This is a genomic window from Corynebacterium appendicis CIP 107643 (assembly GCF_030408415.1).
GTDB lineage: Bacteria > Actinomycetota > Actinomycetes > Mycobacteriales > Mycobacteriaceae > Corynebacterium > Corynebacterium appendicis.
The window spans coordinates 583,173-608,498 of record NZ_CP046976.1 but is presented as its reverse complement, the minus strand read 5'-3'; the positions used below and the strand labels follow the sequence as shown (position 1 = coordinate 608,498).

The 25,326-nt window shown below is 61.6% G+C and carries 19 protein-coding genes, 3 rRNA genes and 1 pseudogene; 12 read left to right on the top strand and 11 right to left on the bottom strand.

All coding sequences use genetic code 11. The features are described 5' to 3' along the window. Positions 1-14 precede the first annotated feature (14 nt). On the bottom strand, positions 15-1,439 hold the full coding sequence (locus CAPP_RS03055; protein WP_076599760.1) for a YeeE/YedE thiosulfate transporter family protein: 1,425 nt from the start codon (positions 1,437-1,439) through the stop codon (positions 15-17). A gap of 175 nt (positions 1,440-1,614) precedes the next feature. Next, the gene (locus CAPP_RS03050) at positions 1,615-1,815 is read right to left on the bottom strand and encodes a hypothetical protein (protein ID WP_076599781.1); all 201 of its coding nucleotides are present in this window, start codon (positions 1,813-1,815) and stop codon (positions 1,615-1,617) included. A 53-nt stretch (positions 1,816-1,868) separates the two neighbouring features. Between CAPP_RS03050 and CAPP_RS03045 the strand changes: the two genes are divergently transcribed. Further along, positions 1,869-3,932 (top strand): helicase-associated domain-containing protein, encoded by a 2,064-nt coding sequence (locus CAPP_RS03045; RefSeq protein WP_076599761.1) that lies wholly within the window; start codon positions 1,869-1,871, stop codon positions 3,930-3,932. Here the strand turns inward: CAPP_RS03045 and CAPP_RS03040 are convergent. Next, a complete protein-coding gene (locus CAPP_RS03040; protein ID WP_290173223.1) occupies positions 3,929-6,745 on the bottom strand; it encodes an FAD-binding and (Fe-S)-binding domain-containing protein in 2,817 nt (938 codons plus the stop codon). The two genes, CAPP_RS03045 and CAPP_RS03040, sit on opposite strands and share 4 nt — an antisense overlap. Before the next feature lie 55 nt (positions 6,746-6,800). On the opposite strand from CAPP_RS03040, the pseudogene CAPP_RS03035 reads away from it, so the two are divergent. Next, positions 6,801-7,274, top strand: a pseudogene (locus tag CAPP_RS03035) (ABC transporter ATP-binding protein); the annotation flags it as partial. Positions 7,275-7,544: 270 nt separating this feature from the next. Here the strand turns inward: CAPP_RS03035 and CAPP_RS03030 are convergent. Then, entirely contained in the window at positions 7,545-7,916 is a 372-nt protein-coding gene (locus CAPP_RS03030) for a hypothetical protein (RefSeq protein ID WP_076599763.1), read from the bottom strand. A 222-nt stretch (positions 7,917-8,138) separates the two neighbouring features. Between CAPP_RS03030 and CAPP_RS03025 the strand changes: the two genes are divergently transcribed. From CAPP_RS03025 to CAPP_RS03015, 3 genes are all read left to right on the top strand, one after another. Further along, a complete protein-coding gene (locus tag CAPP_RS03025) occupies positions 8,139-8,888 on the top strand; it encodes an SDR family NAD(P)-dependent oxidoreductase (RefSeq protein WP_076599764.1) in 750 nt (249 codons plus the stop codon). A gap of 23 nt (positions 8,889-8,911) precedes the next feature. Further along, positions 8,912-9,472: a flavodoxin family protein gene (locus CAPP_RS03020; protein ID WP_076599765.1), complete on the top strand. Its 561-nt coding sequence runs from the start codon at positions 8,912-8,914 to the stop codon at positions 9,470-9,472. Between the two features lie 142 nt (positions 9,473-9,614). Next, positions 9,615-10,097, top strand: a complete 483-nt coding sequence (locus tag CAPP_RS03015; protein ID WP_076599766.1) for an RrF2 family transcriptional regulator — start codon at positions 9,615-9,617, stop codon at positions 10,095-10,097. A gap of 108 nt (positions 10,098-10,205) precedes the next feature. Here CAPP_RS03015 and CAPP_RS03010 read toward each other — a convergent pair whose 3' ends face one another. Further along, complete coding sequence (locus CAPP_RS03010; protein ID WP_076599767.1) at positions 10,206-11,141, bottom strand: FAD-binding oxidoreductase; 936 nt, start codon at positions 11,139-11,141, stop codon at positions 10,206-10,208. Positions 11,142-11,227: 86 nt separating this feature from the next. Here CAPP_RS03010 and CAPP_RS03005 point away from each other — a divergent pair, with 86 nt between their 5' ends. From CAPP_RS03005 to CAPP_RS02990, 4 genes are all read left to right on the top strand, one after another. Continuing rightward, positions 11,228-11,485, top strand: coding sequence for a helix-turn-helix transcriptional regulator (locus tag CAPP_RS03005; protein ID WP_076599768.1), 258 nt, complete (start codon positions 11,228-11,230; stop codon positions 11,483-11,485). Then, positions 11,482-11,964, top strand: coding sequence for a hypothetical protein (locus tag CAPP_RS03000; protein WP_076599769.1), 483 nt, complete (start codon positions 11,482-11,484; stop codon positions 11,962-11,964). The genes CAPP_RS03005 and CAPP_RS03000 overlap by 4 nt, the downstream gene beginning before the upstream one ends. A gap of 2 nt (positions 11,965-11,966) precedes the next feature. Continuing rightward, positions 11,967-12,845: an ABC transporter ATP-binding protein gene (locus tag CAPP_RS02995; RefSeq protein WP_076599770.1), complete on the top strand. Its 879-nt coding sequence runs from the start codon at positions 11,967-11,969 to the stop codon at positions 12,843-12,845. 84 nt (positions 12,846-12,929) lie between these two features. After that, on the top strand, positions 12,930-14,045 hold the full coding sequence (locus CAPP_RS02990; protein ID WP_290173215.1) for an ABC transporter permease: 1,116 nt from the start codon (positions 12,930-12,932) through the stop codon (positions 14,043-14,045). Positions 14,046-14,074: 29 nt separating this feature from the next. Here CAPP_RS02990 and CAPP_RS02985 read toward each other — a convergent pair whose 3' ends face one another. Then, on the bottom strand, positions 14,075-14,359 hold the full coding sequence (locus CAPP_RS02985) for a type II toxin-antitoxin system RelE/ParE family toxin (RefSeq protein WP_076599772.1): 285 nt from the start codon (positions 14,357-14,359) through the stop codon (positions 14,075-14,077). Continuing rightward, the gene (locus tag CAPP_RS02980; RefSeq protein WP_076599773.1) at positions 14,343-14,594 is read right to left on the bottom strand and encodes a type II toxin-antitoxin system ParD family antitoxin; all 252 of its coding nucleotides are present in this window, start codon (positions 14,592-14,594) and stop codon (positions 14,343-14,345) included. Before CAPP_RS02980 ends, CAPP_RS02985 begins: the two co-directional genes overlap by 17 nt. A gap of 101 nt (positions 14,595-14,695) precedes the next feature. Between CAPP_RS02980 and CAPP_RS02975 the strand changes: the two genes are divergently transcribed. The 3 genes from CAPP_RS02975 to CAPP_RS02965 all read left to right on the top strand — a co-directional run bounded on the left by CAPP_RS02975 (position 14,696) and on the right by CAPP_RS02965 (position 18,969). Continuing rightward, a complete protein-coding gene (locus tag CAPP_RS02975; RefSeq protein WP_076599774.1) occupies positions 14,696-16,351 on the top strand; it encodes a DNA repair helicase XPB in 1,656 nt (551 codons plus the stop codon). Positions 16,352-16,362: 11 nt separating this feature from the next. Continuing rightward, on the top strand, positions 16,363-17,013 hold the full coding sequence (locus tag CAPP_RS02970) for a DUF3239 domain-containing protein (protein ID WP_076599775.1): 651 nt from the start codon (positions 16,363-16,365) through the stop codon (positions 17,011-17,013). Between the two features lie 117 nt (positions 17,014-17,130). Further along, positions 17,131-18,969, top strand: a complete 1,839-nt coding sequence (locus tag CAPP_RS02965) for a purple acid phosphatase family protein (protein ID WP_076599776.1) — start codon at positions 17,131-17,133, stop codon at positions 18,967-18,969. 68 nt (positions 18,970-19,037) lie between these two features. On the opposite strand, the gene CAPP_RS02960 is transcribed toward CAPP_RS02965, so the two are convergent. From CAPP_RS02960 to CAPP_RS02945, 4 genes are all read right to left on the bottom strand, one after another. Continuing rightward, positions 19,038-19,832, bottom strand: a complete 795-nt coding sequence (locus CAPP_RS02960) for a sulfite exporter TauE/SafE family protein (RefSeq protein WP_084560664.1) — start codon at positions 19,830-19,832, stop codon at positions 19,038-19,040. A gap of 92 nt (positions 19,833-19,924) precedes the next feature. After that, positions 19,925-20,042: ribosomal RNA gene (gene rrf, locus CAPP_RS02955) — 5S ribosomal RNA — on the bottom strand. A 171-nt stretch (positions 20,043-20,213) separates the two neighbouring features. Beyond that, a 23S ribosomal RNA gene (locus CAPP_RS02950) occupies positions 20,214-23,290 on the bottom strand. A gap of 404 nt (positions 23,291-23,694) precedes the next feature. Continuing rightward, a 16S ribosomal RNA gene (locus CAPP_RS02945) occupies positions 23,695-25,211 on the bottom strand. Together the 16S, 23S and 5S rRNA genes form the textbook arrangement of a ribosomal RNA operon. Between the last annotated feature and the right edge of the window lie 115 nt (positions 25,212-25,326).

The following is a 25,326-nucleotide window of genomic DNA, read 5'->3' as shown; positions in this document are numbered from 1 at the left end:
AGCTGGACTCAGTTCTAGTCCGCGGCATCCTTGACAACGGTGATCTGCCAGCCAGCATTCTGGTTCTGCACGAAGTCCTTCACGCCGTGGCCGTCATCGGCGGCCCACTGCGGGATGGACTCGGTCGCCTGGGTGCAGTCGAAGTCGATGATTAGCTCTTCGCCCGGATCGAGTTCGGACATCGCCTGCTTCGCCTCAATCAGCGGGAACGGGCAGACATCGCCGAGGGTGTCCAGGATGTAGCGGCCATTACCGAGCGGACGGGCCGTGGTGTCCTGCTTCGGCTTCGTCTTCAAACCGACGCCGCCGGAAGCGGAGACGATATTGAACTTCGGCGCCTCCTCGACCTCCGATTCGCGCGGTTCGACGCCGGCAAGCTGCGGGTCGCTGATGGACTCGTCGGTGGTGTACACGCCGGAATCCTGAGCAGCCCCCTGCTTCACGCCGGACGGCTTCAGCCACAGCTTCGCACCGACGAAGACACCGAGAGCGATGAAGGCTGTGGCGACCCAGCCCTGGTAGCTGAACAGCGACGTCTGAACCATGCCGTTCCCGACGGTGCAGCCGCCGGCCAGGGACGCGCCGACACCCATGCCGATGCCGCCGATGATCGCGCGGACGGACGTGCGGCCGTCCGGAACGCGGACACGGAATTCGCCGGAGACCTTCGCGGCGATGTAGGAGCCGACAAGGATGCCCAGAACCAGCAGGGTGCCCCAGTTGAGATACTCGGCCTCACCCGTGGTGATGTAGCTCATCAGGTGCGCAGACGGGGTGGTGATGCTCAGGCCGGTATTGCGGCCGGTCGCCGCGGACAGCGGCCACGCCAGCACACCGAGCAGGCCGATGACGGCGCCGACGGTGTACGGGTGCAGCGGCTTGCGGTACCACGGCTGCTCCAGGGTGACTTTCGGCTTCGCGGCGTCGCGGGCGAGGAAGCGCTGCGCGACGTAGGCAGTAACGAGAGCGAATGGAATCGCAAACCACCACACGGAAATGCCGAATGTCTGCGGCAACGTGGTCCAGCCGGTGTCCCATTCCTTCAGCTTGTCATTGAAGCCGGAGAGGAAGCCGCTCTTCATGGCGGACGCGGACAGACCGTAGAACAGCAGCGCGAACCAGGAGCCGACCAAGCCTTCGCCAGAGCGGTACCACGTGCCCGAGGCGCAACCGCCGGCGAGAATGATCGCGAGACCGAAGATGAAGCCGCCGAGCGCGACAGCAAGCGGCGCGAAGGTGCGGTACTCCGGTGAGATGACGCCGAGCGACGTCAGGGCCGCAAGACCAATGGCGTGGACAGCGATGACGATGAAGAACGCGACAAGGCCGCGTCCCTGCTTCTGCAGGAAGACATCGCGCATCATGCCTGTCACGCAGAATCGTCCGCGCTGCATGACGATGCCCAGGGCGGTACCGACCGCTAAACCGGTCAAAATCATGGAATCCTCCAGTGCGTTTAATAAGGTGCGAATGCACTGGGGAGTCTACAACCTATGAACCAACTAGTCTAGGTTCGCCGCATCAGACTAAACCGGTCGGTCTATTCACCCAGAAAAAGAAAACCGCGCAACGCCTCAGTATCGAAGCATTGCGCGGCCGAAAAGCTACAGCGACTTACTGCGCGGTGTTGACGCGCAGCGTGTTGTGTACGTAACCGGTTTCCTCCCACGGACGGGGCAGAATCAGGTCGTTGCCGAAGGGGCTGTTGGCGCCCGTGAGCTTGGAGGAAATCTCCGTCACCGGGTGGCCGTTACCCGGGGTGTGCGCAGGCCACGCCGGGTTGATCTGGGTGATGTTGTCAACGTCTTGAGCCATGAACATCATTCTTTCACGTCACCGCCTGAAACGCACGTAAACTCACCCCCGCAATGAATTCCTTCACCCGTTCGCTCACCGCACTCGACGACGACGCGCTGCGCCGGCTCATCACCGCCCGGCCAGACGCGTTCTTTCCCGCGCCGCCGCAGATCGCTTCCCTGGCAACGCGCCTCGCGCTTCCAGGGTCGATTGCACGAGCTTTACGACGCTTGACCGCCCCCGATCTTGCTCTTCTCGAGCGCTTAGCGGATGCCGGGGCAGAATTCGATCCGTACGATGCCGCTGGCGAGGCCGCGGAAGGGAAACTCGACAACCTCCGCGCGCATGCGCTCGTCTTCGGAGGTGACGACGAGCTCCGCATTGCACCGGGGGTGCTCAGCGCCGTGCCCGCGGGCTGGCGCGTGACCGATCCGGTGCCGGACAATGTCGACGACCTCATCGCCGAAATTTCCGCGCCAGAGCGCAAGGTACTGGAGACGCTCGCCACCAACGGCGGCGTGGGCACCACCAAAGCCGCCGCCCCGGACGCGGATCCATCCACGCCGGTCGCCACACTCATCGCTAAGGGTTTGCTCGTCCGCGTCGATTCGAGCACCGTCCGTCTCCCCCGCCCGGTCCGAGATGTGCTGCGCGGCCACCCGCCGCGGACCTTCCCCATGACGCAGCCGTCCGCCCCAGACATCGATCAGGACAGGGTTGACACCGCAGCCACCACGCAGGGGCTCGACGCCGTGCGACAACTCCGCCAACTGATCACGCTGCTGCTCGCCGAGCCCGTCGCACTGAACAAGGACGGCTCTGTCGGCGTGCGCGCCCGGACGAACTTGAGCAAAGAACTCGGCTTCGACCCGGCATTACTGATCACCATCGGCGAATCCGCCGGGCTGATCGGCCGCGGCAATGTGGAGGACGCCGATGTTCTCGCCGCCACGAAAGATGCGCTCACGTGGTTGGACGCGACGCTGCCCGATCAGTGGGCGATCCTGCTCACCGGATGGGCCGCCTCCCCGTGGCGGACGGACAAGGACGAAAAGCTGCTCTCCCCGGAGATGCACTCCCCCGATGCCCGCGGCGCACGGTTGACCATCCTGCGCCAGCACGGCGACCCCGATCGTCTCTTCTACTTCGCTCCCCTGCCGGCCTCCCAGCTGCCACCGTCGTTCATTGACACCGTCATCGAGGAAGCCCGCTTCGTCGGCGCCCTGGATGCGACGCCCGCCGCATCAACACCGCTGACAGCTCTCCTCGACACTTCCGATATCGCCGCCGCCACACGTTCACTCGTGCCCGCCCCGGTGGACACACTCATCGCTCAGGCGGACATGACGGTGCTCGCGCCCGGACCGCTGGAGCCGGAGATGGGCGCATTCCTGGAGAGCATTGCGGAGCTCGAGTCCCCCGGCATGGCCAGCGTCTGGCGCATCACCGACGCCTCCGTCCGCCGCGGCCTGGACAGCGGGCTGACCGCCGACGAGATTCACGCCTGGCTGGATGACCACGTCATGGGCGAGGTCCCCCAGGGCATTGCATTCCTCATCGACGACACCGCCCGCACCCACGGCTCCATCCGCGCGGGAGCAGCAATGAGCTATCTCCGCAGCGCGGACCCGGCGCTGATCACGACGGCGGCCGAGAAGCTCAGCGGAATCATCCGCCCGCTCGCCCCCACCGTCGCGGTCTCGCAGCTGCCGCTGCCGAAGCTCATGGACGCCCTGCGCAAAGCGGGCCTGCAGCCCACCGCGGAAGACGAGACGGGCGCACAGTTGAATATGGCGCCCGAACCGGCGCTCGTTCCGGCCACGCCGTCGCACCTGCCGCGCCCGACCGCCGTCACCGACGAACAGGCCGACCAGATCATTGCCCGCCTACGCTCCGAGGTCCCCGGTACGCACCCCGCGCCGGCACCCGCCGGCGACACCATCGAGGTGCTCCGCGCGGCGGCGCGCGGCAGGCGCCAAGTCACGCTGGGCTACGTGGACAAGAACGGCCGAGGGCAGACACTCACCGCCCTGCCGCTGTCCGTGTCCGCCGGGCAGGTCGACGCGCACGTCGCCGCCACCGACGCTGTGGTGCGCATCGCTCTGCCACGCATCACCAAGGTCGTGATGGCTTAGCGGCTCACGCGCTCCAGCACCTCGAGGACGTGCTCGTAATCCTTGCCCGTCGCGGCGGTCAGGCCCAGCTCGCAGGTGCGGTTGGACGAGGCGTGGCACTCGGCACCGAATTCGGCGACTTCCTCCGCTTCGCGCTTCGTGGCGGCCTGGGTCAGCTCCGGGTGGAGCATGCCGCGGTCACCTGCATAGCCGCAGCAGTTCCACTCCCGCGGCACATTGACTGTCTCGGCGGCGGCAGCGGCGACCTGGGAGAGGTCGTCGATAAGCGAAAGGTGCTTGGCCGAGCACGTCGGGTGGATCGTGATCGAATCGATCTTGTTGGACACCTCGAGCTTGTCCACCACCTTGTCGTTGACGAACGCGACGGCGTCGATGACAGTGATGCCGATGGTCTCGGCCATGTCCTGGAAACCGTGCGTGCAGCTGGCGGCGTCGACGATGACGGGCAGGCGGCCGCCGTCGGTGGCGGCAATGAGCTCGTCGTTGACGCGGCGCTGCATAATATCGTGGCCGGTGGCCATGCCCTTCGACGCCCACGGGGTCCCGCAGCACATGCCGTCGATGCCTTCCGGCACGACGAGGGCCAGCCCGGCGCGCTCGACGAGTTTCGCGAATGCCGCGGACGCGCCGATGCCCTCGCCCTGCGGGCCGAACATGGAGTTCACGCAGGCGGGCACGAACACGCCGACGGGCTCTGCGTTCGGGTCGCCGATGCGCGTGCCGAACGCCTTGGAGCGGGAAACTCCCCCCTTGGTCAGCTCCGGCCGGTAGGACGGTACGGTGTCCTCACCGACGAGCGCGCGGGCGACGTCGGTGACCTTCTCCACCAGCGAAGCGGGCAGGTAGTGCGCGCCGGTCAGCGCGGTGGAGGCGAGCTTGTTACCCGGCCCCCACGCCTTCGCGGCGGCCGCCCAGCCGGCCGACTCCACGGCGCCGGCCTGGCCGCGGCGCAGGGACTTGATGAACTTGCCGGTGTCAATGCCCACCGGGCACGCGGTCACGCACATGGAGTCGACGGCACAGGTGTCGATTCCCTCGTACTGGTATTCTTTATCGATGTGCTTGACCAGCTCGGTGTCGCCGTCCTTGATCGCCTGGGCACGAGCTCGGCGGACGACGATGCGCTGGCGCGGGGTCATGGTGAGATCCCGCGACGGGCAGACCGGTTCGCAGTAGCCGCATTCCACGCACGAGTCGATCTCGTCTTCGACCTGCGGGTTGAGCTTGAAATTCTTCATGTGCTCGCGCTCGTCGTCGGTGATGATCACGCCCGGGTTCATCACTCCGCGCGGGTCGGCGGCGCGCTTGAGCTCCACCATGACCTCGTAGAGCTCGTCGCCGTACTGGCGGCGCACATACGGCGCCATGACACGGCCGGTGCCGTGCTCAGCCTTGAGGTTTCCTCCCGCGCCGAGCACGAGATCCACCATCGCCTCGTTGAACCCGTCGTAGCGGCCCAAGTTCTCATCGCCCTCGAAACGGTCGGTGATGAGGAAGTGGATATTGCCGTCCTTGGCGTGGCCGAAGATGACGGCGTCGTCGTAGGAGTATTCGTCGAACAGCCCCTGCAGCCCGCCGCAGGTGTCCGCAAGGTCCTCGACGGGCACCGCGATGTCCTCGAGCAACGCTGTCGTGCCGGACGGACGCGCCTCCGCGACCTGGGCGTAGAGGCCCTTGCGGAAGGCCCACGCCTTCGCAGCCTGCTTCGGGTCAGTGGAGAATTCCGCAGGCGTGGCCAGATCCAGCTCGCCCAAGAGCTTCGTGCCGGCGCGCTCGTACTCGCGCAGCTGCTCTTCCTCGTTCGCGTGGTACTCGATGAGCAGCGCCGCATGCTGGTCCAGCTCGAAGCCGGTGATCTGCTCCGGCACCGAGTCAAAACCGCGCCCGACCGCGATGGAGCGCGAATCCATCAGCTCGAGCGTGGCCGCCTTGGAATCGAACAGCGCGGGCAGCGAGCGCGTCGCCGCGTCGATCGTCGGGTACACCGCGATCGTCGTGGTCTTGAGTCTCGGCACCTCCACCGTCCGCAGCACCGCCTCAGCGATGAACGCCAAAGTGCCCTCGGACGCGACCAGCAGGTGCATGAAGATGTCCAGGGGCGACTCGTAGTCCAAAAACGCGTTGAGGCTGTAGCCCATCGTGTTCTTCAGCGCGAAGTGGCGCTCGATGGTGTCCACGGATTCCTGATTGTCACGCACGCGCCGCTTCAGCTGCTCAAGCTTTGCGACGAGCTCCGCCTCCTCCCTCGCGAACTGCGCCTCCGCGTCCTTGTGCGCCGTGTTGATGACGGTGCCGGACGGAAGCACGAACGTCATCGATTCGATGGTGTTGTACGTGTTGAACTGCGTCCCGCAGGCCATGCCGGAGGAGTTGTTGGCAATCACGCCGCCCATCGTCGCCGCGCCCTCGGATGCCGGGTCCGGCCCAATCTTGCGGCCGTATGGCGCGAGGTGGGCGTTGACTTGGCGCACCGTGGAGCCGGGCTGGACGCGCACGCGCGCCCCGCCGTCGAGGACCTCCACGCCGCGGAAGTGCTTGCGCACGTCCACCAGCATGCCCGCGCCGCCGGCCTGGCCGGACAGCGAGGTGCCGCCGGATCGCAACACCACCGGGGCGCCGGAGGAGGCCGAGGCGCGAAACGCCGCCGCCACGTCGCGAGCGGTGCGAGCCTCCACCACCACGTCCGGGGTGTAGAGGAAGTGCGACGCGTCGTGGGCGTACTTGATGCGGTCGATCGGGCGGGTGGAAAGCGCCTGGTCGGAGCCGAGTTCGCGGGACAAATGCTCTGCAGGGGAGGAAATGGTTGTGGTCATAAATCCATGCTAGCCCCGCCTCTGTCCACCACCCGAACTTTGTTATTTTCGACGCGTGACAACAATCGAAATCCGCGACCTGAACAAGCGCTTCGGCGACGTCCAAGCCCTCGACGGCATGAATTTCACCGTCCACGACGGCGAGATGTACGGCTTCGTCGGCTCCAACGGCGCCGGCAAGTCCACCACGATGCGCATCGCGCTCGGTGTGCTCGCCGCCGATTCGGGCGAGGTGCTTCTCGACGGGCTCCCGCTTGACGACGACTCCCGCCGCCGCATCGGCTACATGCCCGAGGAGCGCGGCCTGTACGGCAAGGAAAAGATCTTGGACCAGCTGGTCTTCCTGGCCAAGCTGCACGGCGTCGACGGTGCCTCCGCCAAGCAGCGCGACACTGAGCTGCTCGACCAGCTCGGCCTCGGTGAGCGGCTGAACGACAAACTCGACGATCTCTCGCTGGGCAACCAGCAGCGCGTCCAGCTCGCCGCGTCGCTGATTCACGACCCAGACATCCTGATCCTCGACGAGCCAATGAAGCTCAAGGGGGATACCTGTTGTTCGCACGCTCAGTCTACCGGATGCGCCTTGGCAGCGTAGCCTGCAAGGCGCATGAGCCTAGCTGATGTCGGTGCGAACGCAGATCCTCCGGAGGCCTCTGGTCCTCCCGAGGTGATGGCTGGCGACGCAACGAAGGCCTCGTGCTGGAGGTCCGCTAGAGGATGCGGGATAGTACCGCAAGATGCTTCGCCGGGGTCACTTTCGCTCGTGTCGTCCCAGCGGGTCCAGGGTCTGTTGAAGCCCTTAGGCCGGCGCTTGTAGTGGCCTCCCATTGCCCACGTGCCTGAACCAGCGGTAGTGAGAGTCAGGGGTACGGGAATCGACATTAGGGGCTCCTCTAAGCGTGAACGTCAGCTTTGCAAGGGAGTCACGCGAGGAGCCGGACGCGTGCGTAGCGGATCCAAGTGAGTCATCGGCGAGCCCGTCGCGGTTGAGCTGCCACATGAGTTCAAAGATCTCCGGCAGCGCTTCGTCATCGTGGTTGACACCATCGCAGGCCGAGTACTTGTTCGCATTGTTGAAAGTGACGATGCGCTCTCGGCTCGTACGCGCATGAAAGGCCAGCGCATCTCGGACGCTACTCGCCAAGTCGTATCTGACTGGGTTGCCCACCATGTTGTCCTCCTCGTTGAGTTCTCGACGGCGCAACTACCAGCACGGTCGGCGGCGGCTGCGACCGTGCTGCCCTCGCGTCCGCAACGCGATCGGGACCGTGCCCATTGCTCAATCGTACCTAACGTGGCGTTCCTGGACATACTACGTCCACGTTGTCTAGGCTGGGTATGCGGGGCGAGCTCCCCTTGCCACGCGAAGAGACCCAACTGAGGAGAGGACCACATGGCAGCCAAGACAGCCTTCGTGACAGGAGCAAGCCGCGGGATCGGCAAGGCCAGCGCCATCCGACTGACGCAGCTCGGCTACGACATCATCGCCCACCACCGCTCCGCCGATGCCGACTTCACCGACCTGCAGGCATCTGCTCGCGAGCACGGCACCACGGTCACGACCGTGCAGGCGGACTTCGGGGACCCCGAGGCCGTCCAGGCACTGCTGGGCCAGGTGCGCGAGACCCTGGCCGGCAAGACGATCGACCTGGCGTTCCTCAACGCCGGTATCGCCCCGTTCGGGAACTTCCAGGAGCTGAGTGCCGATGCGCTCCGCGACCTGTTCCAGACCAACACCGTCGCCCCCTACGAACTCGCCGCAGGACTAGTCGACCTCGTGACCGCGTCGGGTGGGAAGTACATCTTCACCGGCTCGGCACTGACCCGGTACTCGTTCCCTGCCCTGACCGGGTACGGGATGAGCAAGATCGCCTTGGAGTACCTGGCCCGCACCATGGCCGCCGAGCTCGGCGCCCGCGGCATCACCGTCAACGTGGTCGCCCCTGGAGTCGTCGACACCGACATCAACGCAGGTTGGCTGCGTGGCAACCAGGACGCGGCCGACGCGACCCGTGACGGCAGTGCGGTGAAGAAGCTCGCCCGCCCCGAGGACATGGCCGAGGTCGTCAGTCTGCTCGCCCAGGACACCTCCCAGGCGATCACCGGGCAGGTCATCGACGCCTCCATGGGCACCAGCCTCTAACCACGAGAGAAAGGAGACCTGACATGCAGGTCGCGATCATCTTTCACAGCTCCACCGGCAACGTCGCTGCTCTCGCCGGTACAGCCAAGGACCACCTCGAAGCACTCGGCCACTCGGTAACGGTGGACGCCCTGCCGGAACTCGACGATGCCGAGGTCACTGCTCAGGCGCACGCGCGGGCGCTGGATCATCTCGCCTCCGCCGAGGCGGTCCTGTGGGGCACGCCTGGCCGGTACGGATCAATGTCTGGTCCGCTGAAGCACTTCATCGACCAGACGCTGCCCCTCCACCAGCAGGGCGTCCTGGCGGATAAGTTCATGGCCACGTTCGCGTCGACCGCCTCCAACCACGGCGGCCAGGAGTCCACGATCCTCGCGTTCAACAACATCTTCTACCACTGGGGGGCGATCATCGTGCCCGCCGGGGCGGCCGGAGAGGCACAGCAGAAGCCGCTCAATGGCAACCCCTACGGAGTCTCCAGCGTCTCCGGTGCGCAGCAGGCCTCAGTGCCCGAGGAGAACCATGAGGCCATGCGGTATCTCGCTGAACGGCTGGTGACCATCGCGGCAGGCAGGGCCCGGTGATGATCCGCGCGCTCAAGCAGCTGGTCGCCCCGGCCAGCGAACCACTGCACCTCTACTGGGGTTTCCGGGACTCGGCCAGGAAGCATCCGGTGGTGGGTGCCTAGACGTGACGTACCTGAGTCCAGGTAGATAAGGTGGACCCATGAAGTTACCCCGCGGTGCCGAATGGATGGCCCACTGCCTCGTCGCTCTTGCCGTGTGCGATGACGTCGGCCCGGTGCCACGTCGCGCATTGTCCGAAATGTTCGACATCTCAGAGGAGTACCTCACCAAGCAACTCCAGCTCCTCGTCAAGCAGGGGGTCGTAGCGTCAGCCGCTGGGCAACGAGGCGGTTACCGACTTTCGAAGTCGGCGATTGACATCACATTGCTCGATGTCCTCAACGCCATCCAAGGAGATGCGCCTCTGTTTAACTGCGAGAACGTACGATGCCGCGGAATCTTTGAACCCGAGGCGGAGAAAATCAAGGCCCGCGGGAAATGCGGTATCCGCAAGGCGATGCTGAATGCGGAAAAAGAGTGGCGGGAGAGCCTCGGTCACGTCACCATCGATTCGCTCACCGAGAGCGTCGGCGACGATGGGGCGAAGACGATGCGCGACTTTGTCGTGTCCGTTCGACAATAGGTGAGAAGAATCAACGATGAGTCGCGAGATGAAGGAGATATTGGAGCCGAAGGTGTCCGACGCGAATTACCTCTGACGCTGCGTGAGAAATAGCCGCAGGGCCTTCGACTAGTGGCATGAGACGCGTATGCCCAAGCATCGACGGGAGAAGAAGTCCCCACCATTACCCCCTCGTATTTTTGTAGCGAAACCGGTAAGCGCCGGTACGAGGATTACGGCGATGGTGGTGGTCTTCAGCCTCGGCACCTCCACCGTGCGCAGCACCGCTTCCGCGATGAACGCGAGCGTGCCCTCGGACGCGACCAGCAGGTGCATGAAGATGTCCAGGGGCGACTCGTAGTCCAAAAACGCGTTGAGGCTGTAGCCCATCGTGTTCTTCAGCGCGAAGTGGCGCTCGATGGTGTCCACGGATTCCTGATTGTCACGCACGCGCCGCTTCAGCTGCTCAAGCTTTGCGACGAGCTCCGCCTCCTCCCTCGCGAACTGCGCCTCCGCGTCCTTGTGCGCCGTGTTGATGACGGTGCCGGACGGAAGCACGAACGTCATCGATTCGATGGTGTTGTACGTGTTGAACTGCGTCCCGCAGGCCATGCCGGAGGAGTTATTGGAAATCACGCCGCCCATCGTCGCCGCGCCCTCGGATGCCGGGTCCGGCCCAATCTTGCGGCCGTATGGCGCGAGGTGGGCGTTGACCTGCCGCACCGTCGAGCCGGGCTGCACCCGCACGCGTTTACCGGAATCGAGAACCTCGACACCGCGGAAATGCTTGCGGACGTCGATAAGCATGCCCCCTCCCCCGGCCTGCCCGGACAGCGACGTGCCGCCCGCACGCAGCACGACCGGAGTTCCGGAGGAGATCGACGCACGGAAGGCCGCGGCGACATCGTTCGCATTACGCGCCTCCGCCACCATCTGCGGGGTGTAGAGGAAGTGCGACGCGTCGTGTGCGTACTTGATCCGGTCGATCTGACGGGTGGAAATCGTCTGGTCGGAACCTAATTCGCGGACCAGATGCGCGGCGGGGGACGTGATTGTTGCAGTCATAGTCTCATGCTATCCCCATCGGGTTCGCCGAACTTTTTCCGTCCACTTCATTGACAGATTGTTGTGTTTATACAACACTTGTTTGTGTGGCAGCACGAAAACAACCGAAGAGTCCGATTTTCAATCGGGTTCGCGTCTTGAGGACGGAGCGCGACATGTCGCGCAACCAACTCGCAGCGCTCATCGACGTGAACCCGCAGACCATCGGCGCTTTGGAGCGCGGCGACCACTCCCCCAGCCTCGACCTCGCTTTCCGCGTCTGCGAGGTCTTCGACCTTCCCGTTGAGGCTGTGTTCTCCCGTACTGAATTCGCCCCAATGTCGAAGGAGCTGTACAACCGATGACGCAAACACCGACCTTTCCCGGCGCGGAACGGGTACGCAACCAGAAAGCAACACGTGTTCTGGTCGCGACGTATTTCACTGGCCTGACCGCAGCGGTGCTCCTCTTCATTGCGTTGCTGGCCACAAGCTTGGATACAAATGTGTTCGTGGTCTGTTACACCGCAGCGATGCTCGTTTCCGCGGTGGCCTGGACCATCATCCGTGGAGCAAACGACAGCAAGGACCGTCTCCCGGAAGCAGAGCTCGATGAATACGAACGCGAGATTTTTGCGACGTGGCGCAATCGTGCCTTCCGGATCTTCTCAGCGCTCAATCCAGCGGGAGGATTCGGTTTCTGCGTCTACGCATTCTTTGCCGGGGACACAGTGGATGTCACCGTGCTAATCGCGGCCGGGCTGTACATGATCTTCACCTACCTATTCGTGGCCACCCTTCCCATGATCGGCTACGCCATCACCTTCAACCGCAAGGAGGACTGAAAATGACCACTCTTGAAATCAGAGACCTGCATAAACGCTTCGGCGAGACGCAGGCACTCGACGGTATGAACTTCACCGTCGGCGACGGGGAGCTCTACGGCTTCGTCGGCTCAAACGGCGCCGGCAAGTCCACCACCATGCGCATCGCGCTTGGCGTGCTCGAGGCCGATTCCGGCGAGGTCCTCCTCGACGGCACCCCGCTTGACGACGCGACGCGCCGCCGCATCGGCTACATGCCGGAAGAGCGCGGCCTGTACGGCAAGGAGAAGATCCTCGATCAGCTCGTCTTCCTGGCCAAGCTCCACGGCGTGGACGGCGCCGCTGCGAAGAAGCGCGGCGCGGAACTGCTCGGAGAACTCGGCCTCGGCGAGCGTGTGAATGACAAGCTCGACGATCTTTCGCTGGGCAACCAGCAGCGCGTCCAGCTCGCCGCCAGCTTGATCCACGACCCGGACATTCTCATCCTCGACGAGCCGTTCTCCGGTCTCGACCCCGTCGCTGTGGACGTCATGAGCACCATGCTCACCGACCGCGCCCGCAACGGTGTCCCCGTCGTTTTCTCCTCCCACCAGCTCGACCTGGTCCAGCGCCTCTGCGACCGCGTCGGCATTGTCACCCGCGGACGCATGGTCGCCGAAGGCACCGTCGACGAGCTGCGCACACACGGACCCGTCCGCTACAAGGTCGGCACCGTGGCCCGCGGGTGGTTCCCGGAGGGCACAACGCTTATCGACGATTCCCCCACCCACGTCACCCTCGAAACCGATTCCGCCGCCGACGACCAGCGCATCCTGCACGCCGCCCTCGCCGCCGGCGAGGTCCACGAATTCAGCCGTGTCGTCCCCGACCTGACAGACCTGTTCAAGGAGGTCGTGAAGTAAATGAACCAGAATACTTATTCCCCACTCCACACCATCCTCACCACCGCTAAGCGCGAAATCTAGATTCTGTTCAGCAAGAAATCTGTGATCATCACCCTGGTCATCATGCTCGTGGCCATTCTCGCAGCCGTCGGTTTCGCGTCCTGGCAAACGAACAAGGACCCAGAGGACAAAGCCACGCCGGTGGCGGTAGTCAACGTCGATAAGCAGACGCTCGAGGGTTCCGGCCTTGAGGCGCGCGAAGCGGCCGACCGCGCGGAAGCCGAGAACCTCGTGCGCGACGGTGATGTCGATGCCGCGCTCGTCGCTGAAAACGACACCTGGCAGGTCATCTCCGACGGTCTTCCCGACACTTCCGTGATGACCACCGTGGATGCCCTCGCCGAGTCCTATTCACAAACCGCCGCGCTGGAACAGCTGGGCATATCACCCGCCGACTTCCAGTCCGCCTCCCCAGAGATCAACGTCGAATCTGTGGACATTGCCAATATCGACGAAGGCAAAGACGATACTGCTTCCGAACAGGACTTCGCACGCCTGCTCACCGCATTCATCTTACTCATGCTCATCGTGTTCATGGTGATCACCTTCGCCGCGCAGGTGGGCAGCCGCGTGACTGAGGAGAAGTCCTCCCGCGTCGTCGAGCTCGTCCTGTCCACAGTGCGCCCGCTCGACTTCCTCGCGGGCAAGATCCTGGGCAACCTCGTCTTCGGCTTCATCTCCACCGCGATCTTGCTCGGCGCTGGATTCACCGCCCTGCAGGTCACTGGCCTGCTGGAAGATATCAGCATCGACTGGTCCATCCTGCCCATCATGCTCGTGTCCTACCTGCTGGCCATGCTCTTCTTTGCCGGCCTCTACGCCGCTGCCGGCGCGATGGTCCAGCGCACTGAAGACCTCCAGTCCACGCAGATGCCAGTCCTGCTGCTGATCATCGTCAGCGCCTACATCCCGGCATTCGGCTGGATGGCCACCGGCGCCACTTGGATGCAGGTGGCCAGCTGGATCCCGCCGGTGTCCATCTTCGCTGCTCCCCTGTCGTATGCGGCCGGCGACTTCACCGCCCTCCAGCTCGCGGGATCCCTCGCCCTCGCCGCAGTTGCCACCGTGGCTGTCGTCTGGGTCGCAGCGCGCATCTACCGCCGCACCATCCTCAACAACGGCCAAACCACCAAGTGGTCGCAGGCACTGCGGGGTTAGCCTCCCTGTCCGGACCCATTCCGCGCACCTTAGAGGTGACGGGACGGGTCCATTTTTTGATGGAGCACGCGAACCACAATCACGCCTCGACCATCGAGACGATAGATGATCATGTGACTGCCTGCGGCCCGTTGACGATACCCAGAAATCCCCGGCACTAGCTTCCCCGAAGTCGGCTGATCGGCAATCCAGGCAAATTGCCTTTCCAAAGTTCGCAAATAGCGCTCCGCTTGTGCGGGCCCCCATTGAGTTTCGGAATAGGACCAGATTCCCCGCAGGTCCTCAACGGCTTGTTCCTTAAGCCGGTATGTCATTGCCGCGCTTCATTCTTTCTATGAACTCATTGAAATCAAAGTCCTCTGCGAGACCAGACTCCTCCCCCTTCTGGATTTCACGACGCAGGACCTCTAGCCGCTGCTCGTAGTCTTCAATCATGCGGAGGCCAGCGCGAATCACCTCACTGGAGGTTGCGTAGCGCCCACTTTCCACCATCTGAGCAATGAATTTCTCATAGTGCGACCCAAGGGTTACGGACGTGTTCTTTGCCATGCGCCAATAGTACCAATTTTAGGTATCCGCTCCGTGTCTACCGCCGGGGACCCCTAACCCTGCCAGCACTACGCCAGTACCAGGCAGGCATAATGTCCCGTATGCCTTTAGGTGACGGCCCGCTCATTGTTCAGTCCGACAAGACTGTCCTCCTCGATGTCGCACACCCCGAAGCAGGGGCGGCGCGCGCGGCGTTGGCGCCGTACGCGGAGCTCGAGCGCGCGCCGGAGCACGTGCACACCTACCGCATCACTCCCCTGGCGCTGTGGAATGCACGAGCCGCAGGCTTCGATGCCGAGCAGGCCGTCGATGTCCTCGAGCGCTACTCCCGCTTCCCCGTCCCGCAGGCCCTGCTCATCGACGTCGCCGAGACCATGGCGCGCTACGGCCGCGTGCGCCTCCTCAAGCACCCCGCGCACGGGCTCATTCTTGAGGCGGACGACGCCGCGATCCTCACCGAGATCACCCGGAACAAGAAGATCCAGCCCATGGTGGGCAAGCTTATCGACGACACCACCGCTCCCGTCCACCCCTCCGAACGCGGCCGGATCAAGCAGGAGCTGACCAAGCTCGGCTGGCCTGTCGACGACCGCGCCGGCTACGTAGACGGCGAATCCCACCCAATCCGGCTCACCGCCGGATTGGACGGAGCGGACAGATGGGAGCTGCGCGACTACCAGCAATACGCCACCGAGTCATTCTGGGAGGGCGGTTCCGGCGTGGTGGTGCTGCCCTGCGGCGCCGGTAAGACCATCGTCGGCGCGGCCTCCATGGCCCAGGCGCAAACCACCACGCTCATCCTGGTGACCAACACCGTCGCGGGCCGCCAGTGGCGCGATGAGCTGCTGCGCCGCACGACCCTGACCCCCGAGGAAATCGGCGAGTATTCCGGCGAGCGTAAAGAGATCCGCCCCGTGACCATCGCCACGTACCAGGTGGTCACCCGCAAGACGAAGGGCGAGTACAAGGCGCTCGAGCTCTTTGATTCCCGCGACTGGGGCCTGATCATCTACGACGAGGTCCACCTTCTTCCCGCCCCGGTCTTCCGCATGGCCGCGGATCTCCAGTCGCGCCGCCGACTGGGCCTGACCGCGACACTCGTGCGCGAGGACCACCGCGAAGACGATGTCTTTTCCCTGATCGGCCCAAAGCGTTACGACGCCCCGTGGAAAGAGCTCGAAATGGCCGGCTACATCGCCACCGCCGAGTGCGTCGAAGTCCGCACCACGCTCACCGAGGACGAGCGCATGATGTACGCCACCGCTGAGACCCGGGAGCGTTACCGCATCGCGGCGTGCAGCGAGGGGAAGCTGGCTGTCGTCGATAAGCTTCTTGCCCAACATTCTGGGCAGCAAACGTTGATCATCGGCGCCTTCATCGAGCAGCTCGAAGACATCGCTGCGCGCACTAGTGCCCCGCTTATCGACGGCAAAACCTCCACCAAGAAACGCGAAACCACCTTCGACGCGTTCCGGAACGGTGAGATCCAGACTCTCGTTGTGTCGAAGGTGGCAAATTTCTCCATCGACCTGCCGGAAGCCGCCGTCGGCATCCAGGTCTCTGGCACATTCGGCTCACGCCAGGAAGAAGCCCAACGCCTCGGACGGCTGCTGCGCCCGAAAGCCGATGGTGCGGAAGCGCTGTTCTACACCGTCGTCGCACGCGACACGCTCGATGCCGAATACGCGATGCACCGCCAGCGCTTCCTGGCTGAACAGGGTTACGCCTACCGGTTGGTAGACGCGGCCGACCTCTAAACTGGGAGCTTATGAATCGCTTTCACTTCGACGTCGACGAAGACTTCGCCAAAAAGCACAACGAAATGCTGCGCGACACCCGCAAGGTGACTATTTCCGGCATCAGCCTGTTCGTGATCTGCGTCGTCGCGGCCGTGTTGCTGTGGACGCTCACCCCCGATAACTCCGCGTGGGGCTGGTTCGGCGTGATCGGGCTCGTGCCCTTCGGCATCGTCATGCTCATCGTCGGCCTGATGGTTCCGCGCTCCGTCGGCGGCGCGCAGGAGCTTTACGACCGCTACCCTCTCGTCCCGGCCGTCATCGCCGAGGTCAATCCGCGCGATGTAATGCTCATGGCGCTAGTCAACATCAACGTCGACGAGACCATCCCGCCGAAGTACGGAGCGGCCTTACGCACGGTCTCTTCCATCCCCGGCATCGACGAGCCGAAGGTGGGCACCAAGGTGCCGTCAGTCGCAGTCGGCGGCCGCCGCACCACGCGCGATAAGGACCATTGGCAAGAGGTCACCCCGATGCCGATCGCATGGGCCACGCCTGACCGCGACGTCGTCAAGCAAGCGCGCGCCGCAATCCCGCAGGAGCAATGGAACAAGCTCGACAAAGCACGGGCCAAGCTTGACGACGTCAAAGCCACCCGCATGAACCTCCTCCCCCTTAAATAAACCTTGACACCCCGGACTTAAGTTCACTTTCAAGTTAAAAATCCGAAACTACCGGTTCACTTTCTGCAGGCACGGTGGATAACGACAGTATTCAAACACTGCCGAAGGGTTTTCACCGTGCAATCCAAATCCACATCTTTCAAGCTGCTCGCCGTACTGACCGGTACGACGGTCGTCCTGGCTGCGTGCTCGCCGAATAACGAGAACGCATCCGAGACCAACACCGACGCCGAGACAGTGACGAACACCGAGACCGAGGCGCAGGAAGTCGACCCGGTCTACGGCGAGAAGAACGGCCTCGACTTGATCGAGCTCCAGGACGACAAGCCTGAGGTCGCCGAGGTCGAGGTCGACAACGAGCCGGACCGCATCGCCATGAACATCACGGAGGATCCGTCCACCGAGATGGCGTTCAACTGGTACACGAAGGACGACCTCGACGACTCGATGTTGCGTGTCTCCGACCAGGAAGACATGTCCGGCGCGATGGAATTCCCGGCAGAGACCACCGAGGTCACCAGCCGCTACGCGGAGCGCGACAAGGACGGTTACTACATCTACGCCTCCGCCACCACCGACGAGGACGGAAAGTTCATCCTCAACGATGAAGGCAAGCCGGAAGAGCTCAAGGGCTACTTCACCGACGAGCAGATCACCCGCGAGAACACCAAGTGGACCTCCGAGGGCCCGAAGCTCGGCTTCCTCGAGCTGCAGGATGTGAAGGAGAACTCCAACAAGAGCAAGGCCACCGGCCTCGAACCGGGCAAGAAGTACTACTTCCAGGTCGGCTCCGAATCCGAGGGCTTCTCCGAGACCGGCACCTTCACCACCTCCGATCCGAACAAGGACGAGGTGCAGTTCATCCACTACACCGATACCCAGAACGCGTACTGGAACGCGAATGTGAACAACGAGGCGGCCTACGGCGCTAACACGCTGGAGAAGGCGATGGAGGTCGCGCCTGACGCCACCTTCGCTGTCCACACCGGCGACTTCGTCGAGACCGCGGCGGTCGAGGACGAGTGGGTCGACAACCTCAACATGTCCCGCAAGGCGAACATGAACCTGCCGCATGCCTACACTTCCGGCAACCACGACGAGTACAACCTCCTGTGGGAAGACGACAAAGATCTCACCGCCTTCAACGAGCACACCAACGCTCCGGTCACCGACGACGCCATCGACGGCGGCTCCTACTACTCCTACGACCACTCCGGTGTCCACTTCGTTGTCCTGAACACCAACGACAACAAGGAGTCCGACGACAACCCGGACGGCGGCGCCATCGGCAAGAAGCAGATGGAGTGGGCCAAGCAGGACATCTCCGCAGCCCGCGAGGCCGGTGCCAAATGGATCGTGCTGACCTACCACAAGCCGGTTTACTCCGCGTCCTACCACGCACTGCAGGACGAGGATGTCCAGGTCACCCGTGAAGAGTTCGTCAAGATCGCCGACGAGCTCGGCGTTGACGTTGTGCTCCAAGGCCACGACCACAACCTGACCCGCACCAAGTCCCTCGTCTACACCCCGGACAACTTCTCCTACGGCGAGGTCGAGGAGACTGAAAAGGAAGACATCGACGGCGTTGAGCACCACGTCAACCCGGAGGGCGTCACCTACATCATCCCGAACACCTCGGGCACCAAGGCGTACGACGCGATCTACAAGAAGGGCGTCGACCACGTCCACAAGGTCCGCCCGAAGCTGGACTGGATGACTGAGGAAGACGTCGAGATCTGGAACGGCCTCTACGATGTGGCTGAACAGCCGCAGGATTCCCCGAAGTTCGAGCACAAGCACGAGAACTACCGTCAGTCCACGGTCCAGTGCTTCGCGGTATACACCGTCACCGACGAGACCTTCAAGATCGATTTCTACAAGGTCAAGGGCGACCTCCACGAGGGCGAAGAGCGTGAAGTCGAGCTCTACAACTCCTACGGCATCGTGAAGAAGTAAGTCACTGCCCTTAGAGAAACAGAAGGCCTGTCCCCGTGCGGGACAGGCCTTCTTCCATGCTGGATGTACTACACGAACTGGCGCACGAGCGCGTACAGAGCCACGACGACAATGAGGCCCTTGAGGAACTTATTGGACAGACGCTTGGCAATGCGGGAGCCCACGAGGCCACCGATAAGGCCACCGGCCGCCAGGATGAGCACTCCGACCCAGAGCACCTCGGCGCCGAAGAACAGGAAAGCGATCAGGTAAACCAGCGCGGCGACCGTGTTCACGATCATCGAAAGGAAGTTCTTGACTGGATTAACGTCCTTGAACGGATGACCGGTGCCGACACCCATGATCGCCATGTAGAGAACGCCCTGCGCTGCGGTGAAGAAGCCTCCATACATCGACGCGAGCCCCATAGCACCGACCAGCCCGGGGCGCTTGTACGGTTCCCCCACGGTCCCCTCGCTCTCCTCCTCCAAGACCGCCTGGTTCTTGGAAAAAGCCTTGACAAAACGCTGCTGGAAGATAACCAGGAGCAGCGCAACGACAATCAGAATCGGAATGACCCAGTCCAAAGCCGAAGACGGCGTGAACAGGAGCAGCAAGGAACCGGCCGCGGCGCCCACGATGGTCGCGACGATCAGGGGACCGAGGTACGGCAATTCCTTCTTCGTCTCGTTCCTAAAGCCCCACGCGGAACCGAACGACGCGAACATCATGCCGATAGTGTTGGTACGCACCGCGACCCCAGGCGGCACGCCGATCGCCAATAGGACGGGCAGAGTCAGAAGAGAACCAGAGCCGACGGCGGAGTTGATAATGCCGGCCATGATGCCCATGGCGAATAGCAGCAGTCCGGATAAAACGGTCATCTGGATTCAACTCCTGAAGTCAGTAAATACGAAAAAGCGACGCCCTTTGAGGAGTCTATTCCTCGAAGAACGCCGCGTGAAATGAAGTTTTTGGTCGGCGGTAACTTACTCTCCCACACCCTCCCGAGTGCAGTACCATCAGCGCGGGTGGGCTTAGCTTCCGGGTTCGGAATGGGTCCGGGCGTTTCCCCACCGCTATCAACCACCGACACACCTATAAGGGTCTGTCATGGTCGCAACGTGGTGTTGCGGGTTATGGAGTTATGTATCTGTGTGGCCACACCATGGGTTGGTGTGGTGTGTCAGATACTGCATAGTGGACGCGGCAGAAGTTGTTGTCTGCGTTTTTGGTGTTTCGCCCGCGTGTTGGGGTGTTGAAACATGGTTTGTTGGTTGGTGTATTAGTACCAGTCACCTTCGCACATCACGGTGCTTCCAGATCTGGCCTATCAACCCAGTAGTCTTCTGGGAACCTATGAAACCTCATCTTGAAACAGGCTTCCCGCTTAGATGCTTTCAGCGGTTATCCCTTCCGTACGTAGCCAACCAGCGGTGCTCCTGGCGGAACAACTGGCACACCAGAGGTACGTCCGTCCCGGTCCTCTCGTACTGGGGACAGCCTTTCTCAAGTTTCTGCGCGCGCGGCGGATAGAGACCGAACTGTCTCACGACGTTCTGAACCCAGCTCGCGTGCCGCTTTAATGGGCGAACAGCCCAACCCTTGGGACCTACTCCAGCCCCAGGATGCGACGAGCCGACATCGAGGTGCCAAACCATCCCGTCGATATGGACTCTTGGGGAAGATCAGCCTGTTATCCCCGGGGTACCTTTTATCCGTTGAGCGACACCACATCCACAAGTAGGTGCCGGATCACTAGTCCCGACTTTCGTCCCTGCTCGACGTGTTGGTCTCGCAGTCAAGCTCCCTTGTGCACTTACACTCTAAACACCTGATTGCCAACCAGGCTGAGGGAACCTTTGGGCGCCTCCGTTACTCTTTGGGAGGCAACCGCCCCAGTTAAACTACCCACCAGGCACTGTCCCCAACCCAGATCATGGGCCAAGGTTGAGACATCCACTACGGTCAGAGTGGTATTTCACGTGACGACTCCACACCCACTAGCGTGAGCGCTTCATAGTCTCCCACCTATGCTACACAAACCGTAGTAAACACCAATACCAAGCTATAGTGAAGGTCCCGGGGTCTTTTCGTCCTGCCGCGCGAAACGAGCATCTTTACTCGTAGTGCAATTTCACCGGGCCTGTGGTTGAGACAGCAGGGAAGTCGTTACGCCATTCGTGCAGGTCGGAACTTACCCGACAAGGAATTTCGCTACCTTAGGATGGTTATAGTTACCACCGCCGTTTACTGGGGCTTAAATTCTCCGCTTCGACCCCACAGGGTCTAACAGGTCCTCTTAACCTTCCAGCACCGGGCAGGCGTCAGTCCGTATACATCAACTTAACCGTCTTCGCACGGACCTGTGTTTTTGATAAACAGTCGCTTCCCTCTCTTTTCTGCGACCCCAACCAGCTCACCAACGCATGTTTGGATCACCGGTTGTGGCCCCCCTTCTCCCGAAGTTACGGGGGCAATTTGCCGAGTTCCTTAACCACAGTTCACCCGACCGCCTGAGTATGTTCTACTTGACTACCTGTGTCGGTTTCGGGTACGGGCCGTACACACACATCGCTAGAGGCTTTTCTCGACAGCACAGGATCACTACCATCACCCCGTTGGGGTTACGCATCACGCCTCACACATATGGCACCCGCATTTCACTAGGTGCCGTGCCGCACGCTTGCACCACAATCCACTAAGTGGCGTAGCTACCACACTGTGTCACCCCATCACTTGACTACTACAGATCAGGCCCCACGCATCACACCCACCTGATGATCAAAGATCATCGTGGCAGGTGGTCAGGGTGGTTAGTATCACCGGTTCATCATTGGGCGCATGTATACGGGTACGGGAATATCAACCCGTTGACCATCGACTACGCCTGTCGGCCTCGCCTTAGGACCCGACTCACCCTGGGAAGACGAACTTGACCCAGGAACCCTTAGTCATTCGGCGGATACGATTCTCACGTATCATTCGTTACTCATGCCTGCATTCTCACTCGCGTACAGTCCACACACCCTTACGATCATGCTTCACCCCATACGCGACGCTCCCCTACCCAGTAAAAAAATTACTGCCGCGGCTTCGGCGGTGTACTTGAGCCCCACTGAATTGTCGGCGCGCAACCACTCGACCAGTGAGCTATTACGCACTCTTTCAAGGGTGGCTGCTTCTAAGCCAACCTCCTGGCTGTCTTCGCGATTACACATCCTTTTCCACTTAGTACACCCTTAGGGGCCTTAACCGGCGATCTGGGCTGTTTCCCTCTCGACTATGAAGCTTATCCCCCACAGTCTCACTGCCACGCAAAAATGTAAGCCGGCATTCGGAGTTTGGCTGACATTGCTAAGATGATAGTCCCGCTCAACCAACCAGTAGCTCTACCTCCGGCACACCTACGCGACGCTGCACCTAAATGCATTTCGGGGAGAACCAGCTATCACGGAGTTTGATTGGCCTTTCACCCCTACCCACAGCTCATCCCCGCAGTTTTCAACCTACGTGGGTTCGCGCCTCCACAACCTCTTACAGCTGCTTCACACTGGCCATGGGTAGATCACCCCGCTTCGGGTCCAGGACATGCCACTAAACACACAATTAGCATTCGCTTTCGCTACGACTACCCCACACGGGTTAACCTCGCGACATGCCGCTGACTCGCAGGCTCATTCTTCAAAAGGCACGCCATCACACACAAAGAGGTGCTCTGACGGATTGTAGGCACACAGTTTCAGGAACTCTTTCACTCCCCTCCCGGGGTACTTTTCACCATTCCCTCACGGTACTTATCCACTATCGGTCACACTGAGTATTTAGGCTTACCGGGTGGTCCCGGCAGATTCACAGCAGATTCCACGAGCCCGCTGCTACTCGGGGAAAATATGGCCACCACACATGCACATGCATTCGCGTACAGGACTCTCACCAACTCCGGTAGGCCATCCCAGACCACTTCCGCTTACACACACACCATGCGGACGTATCTGGCAGAACACGACCAGCCACACCCCACAACACCGCACACGCAACCCCTGCCAGGTATCACACGCACACGGTTTAGCCTCATCCACGTTCGCTCGCCGCTACTAGCAGAATCATTCTTATTTTCTTCTCCTACCGGTACTGAGATGTTTCACTTCCCGGCGTCACCCCCTGAACAGCTATGCATTCACTGACAGGTAACCGCACATAACCACGGCCAGGTTTCCCCATTCGGACACCCTCGGATCAACGCTTTGTTGACAACTCCCCGAGGCATAACGCAGTCTCACACGTCCTTCATCGGCTCAGCATGCCAAGGCATCCACCATGCGCCCTAAAACAACAAACACACACGAATAACCCAACACACAAACAAAACACACACAAACAAAAAACAAGATGCTCGCGTCCACTATACAGTTCTCACACACCACACCCACCACCACCAACCAGCCCACACGACCAGCCAGCAAATAATGAGCCACAAAAGGAACAACCACCCACACACAAACACGCGCGCAGGCACCATGTGCTGCCCCAGACACCCAACAGTGCACCAATGACCAACCACAACAAAGGTCGAAAAAGTTCAGTTCCTACCGGTTCATGCACCCCGTGCCCACACCACCCAGCATCCTTAAGCCGGGGTGGTACGTGTCCACCTGGAATTTCACAAACAAACGTCGGCAGCACCACGATCGTGTACTCAACCAACAAACACCCACAACTGTGGGCCACAAAAAAGCTCCTTAGAAAGGAGGTGATCCAGCCGCACCTTCCGGTACGGCTACCTTGTTACGACTTCGTCCCAATCGCCGATCCCACCTTCGACAGCTCCCTAACACGTTTGGGCCACTGGCTTCGGGTGTTACCAACTTTCATGACGTGACGGGCGGTGTGTACAAGGCCCGGGAACGTATTCACCGCAGCGTTGCTGATCTGCGATTACTAGCGACTCCGACTTCATGGGGTCGAGTTGCAGACCCCAATCCGAACTAAGGCCGGCTTTAGGCGATTAGCTCCACCTCACAGTATCGCTGCGCGTTGTACCGACCATTGTAGCATGTGTGAAGCCCTGGACATAAGGGGCATGATGATTTGACGTCATCCCCACCTTCCTCCGAGTTAACCCCGGCAGTCTCTCATGAGTCCCCAACCAAATGCTGGCAACATAAGACAAGGGTTGCGCTCGTTGCGGGACTTAACCCAACATCTCACGACACGAGCTGACGACAACCATGCACCACCTGTACACCAGCCACAAGGGAAAGACCATCTCTGGCCCGGTCCGGTGTATGTCAAGCCCAGGTAAGGTTCTTCGCGTTGCATCGAATTAATCCACATGCTCCGCCGCTTGTGCGGGCCCCCGTCAATTCCTTTGAGTTTTAGCCTTGCGGCCGTACTCCCCAGGCGGGGCGCTTAATGCGTTAGCTACGGCACGAACCCCGTGGAAGGGACTCACACCTAGCGCCCACCGTTTACGGCATGGACTACCAGGGTATCTAATCCTGTTCGCTACCCATGCTTTCGCTCCTCAGCGTCAGTTACTGCCCAGAGACCTGCCTTCGCCATCGGTGTTCCTCCTGATATCTGCGCATTCCACCGCTACACCAGGAATTCCAGTCTCCCCTACAGCACTCAAGTTATGCCCGTATCGCCTGCAACCCCGCAGTTAAGCTGCGGTATTCCACAAACGACGCGACAAACCACCTACGAGCTCTTTACGCCCAGTAATTCCGGACAACGCTCGCACCCTACGTATTACCGCGGCTGCTGGCACGTAGTTAGCCGGTGCTTCTTATCCAGGTACCGTCACTTTCGCTTCGTCCCTGACGAAAGGAGTTTACAACCCGAAGGCCGTCATCCCCCACGCGGCGTCGCTGCATCAGGCTTGCGCCCATTGTGCAATATTCCCCACTGCTGCCTCCCGTAGGAGTCTGGGCCGTATCTCAGTCCCAATGTGGCCGTACACCCTCTCAGGCCGGCTACCCGTCGACGCCTTGGTAGGCCATTACCCCACCAACAAGCTGATAGGCCGCGAGCTCATCCCACACCGAAAAAACTTTCCACAATGGCATCCAAACCATCGTCCTATCCGGTATTAGACCCAGTTTCCCAGGCTTATCCCGAAGTGCAGGGCAGATCACCCACGTGTTACTCACCCGTTCGCCACTCGAGTACCCCTGCAAGCAGAGGCCTTTCCGTTCGACTTGCATGTGTTAAGCACGCCGCCAGCGTTCATCCTGAGCCAGGATCAAACTCTCCACAAAAACACCCACAAAAAAGCGAGCATCAATCAGTAAAAGATTACTTAAGCCGTGAAAAGCCCAAAACCCAACCAAAACAAACCACACCACACACAAACAATGCATGGCCTGGCAATCC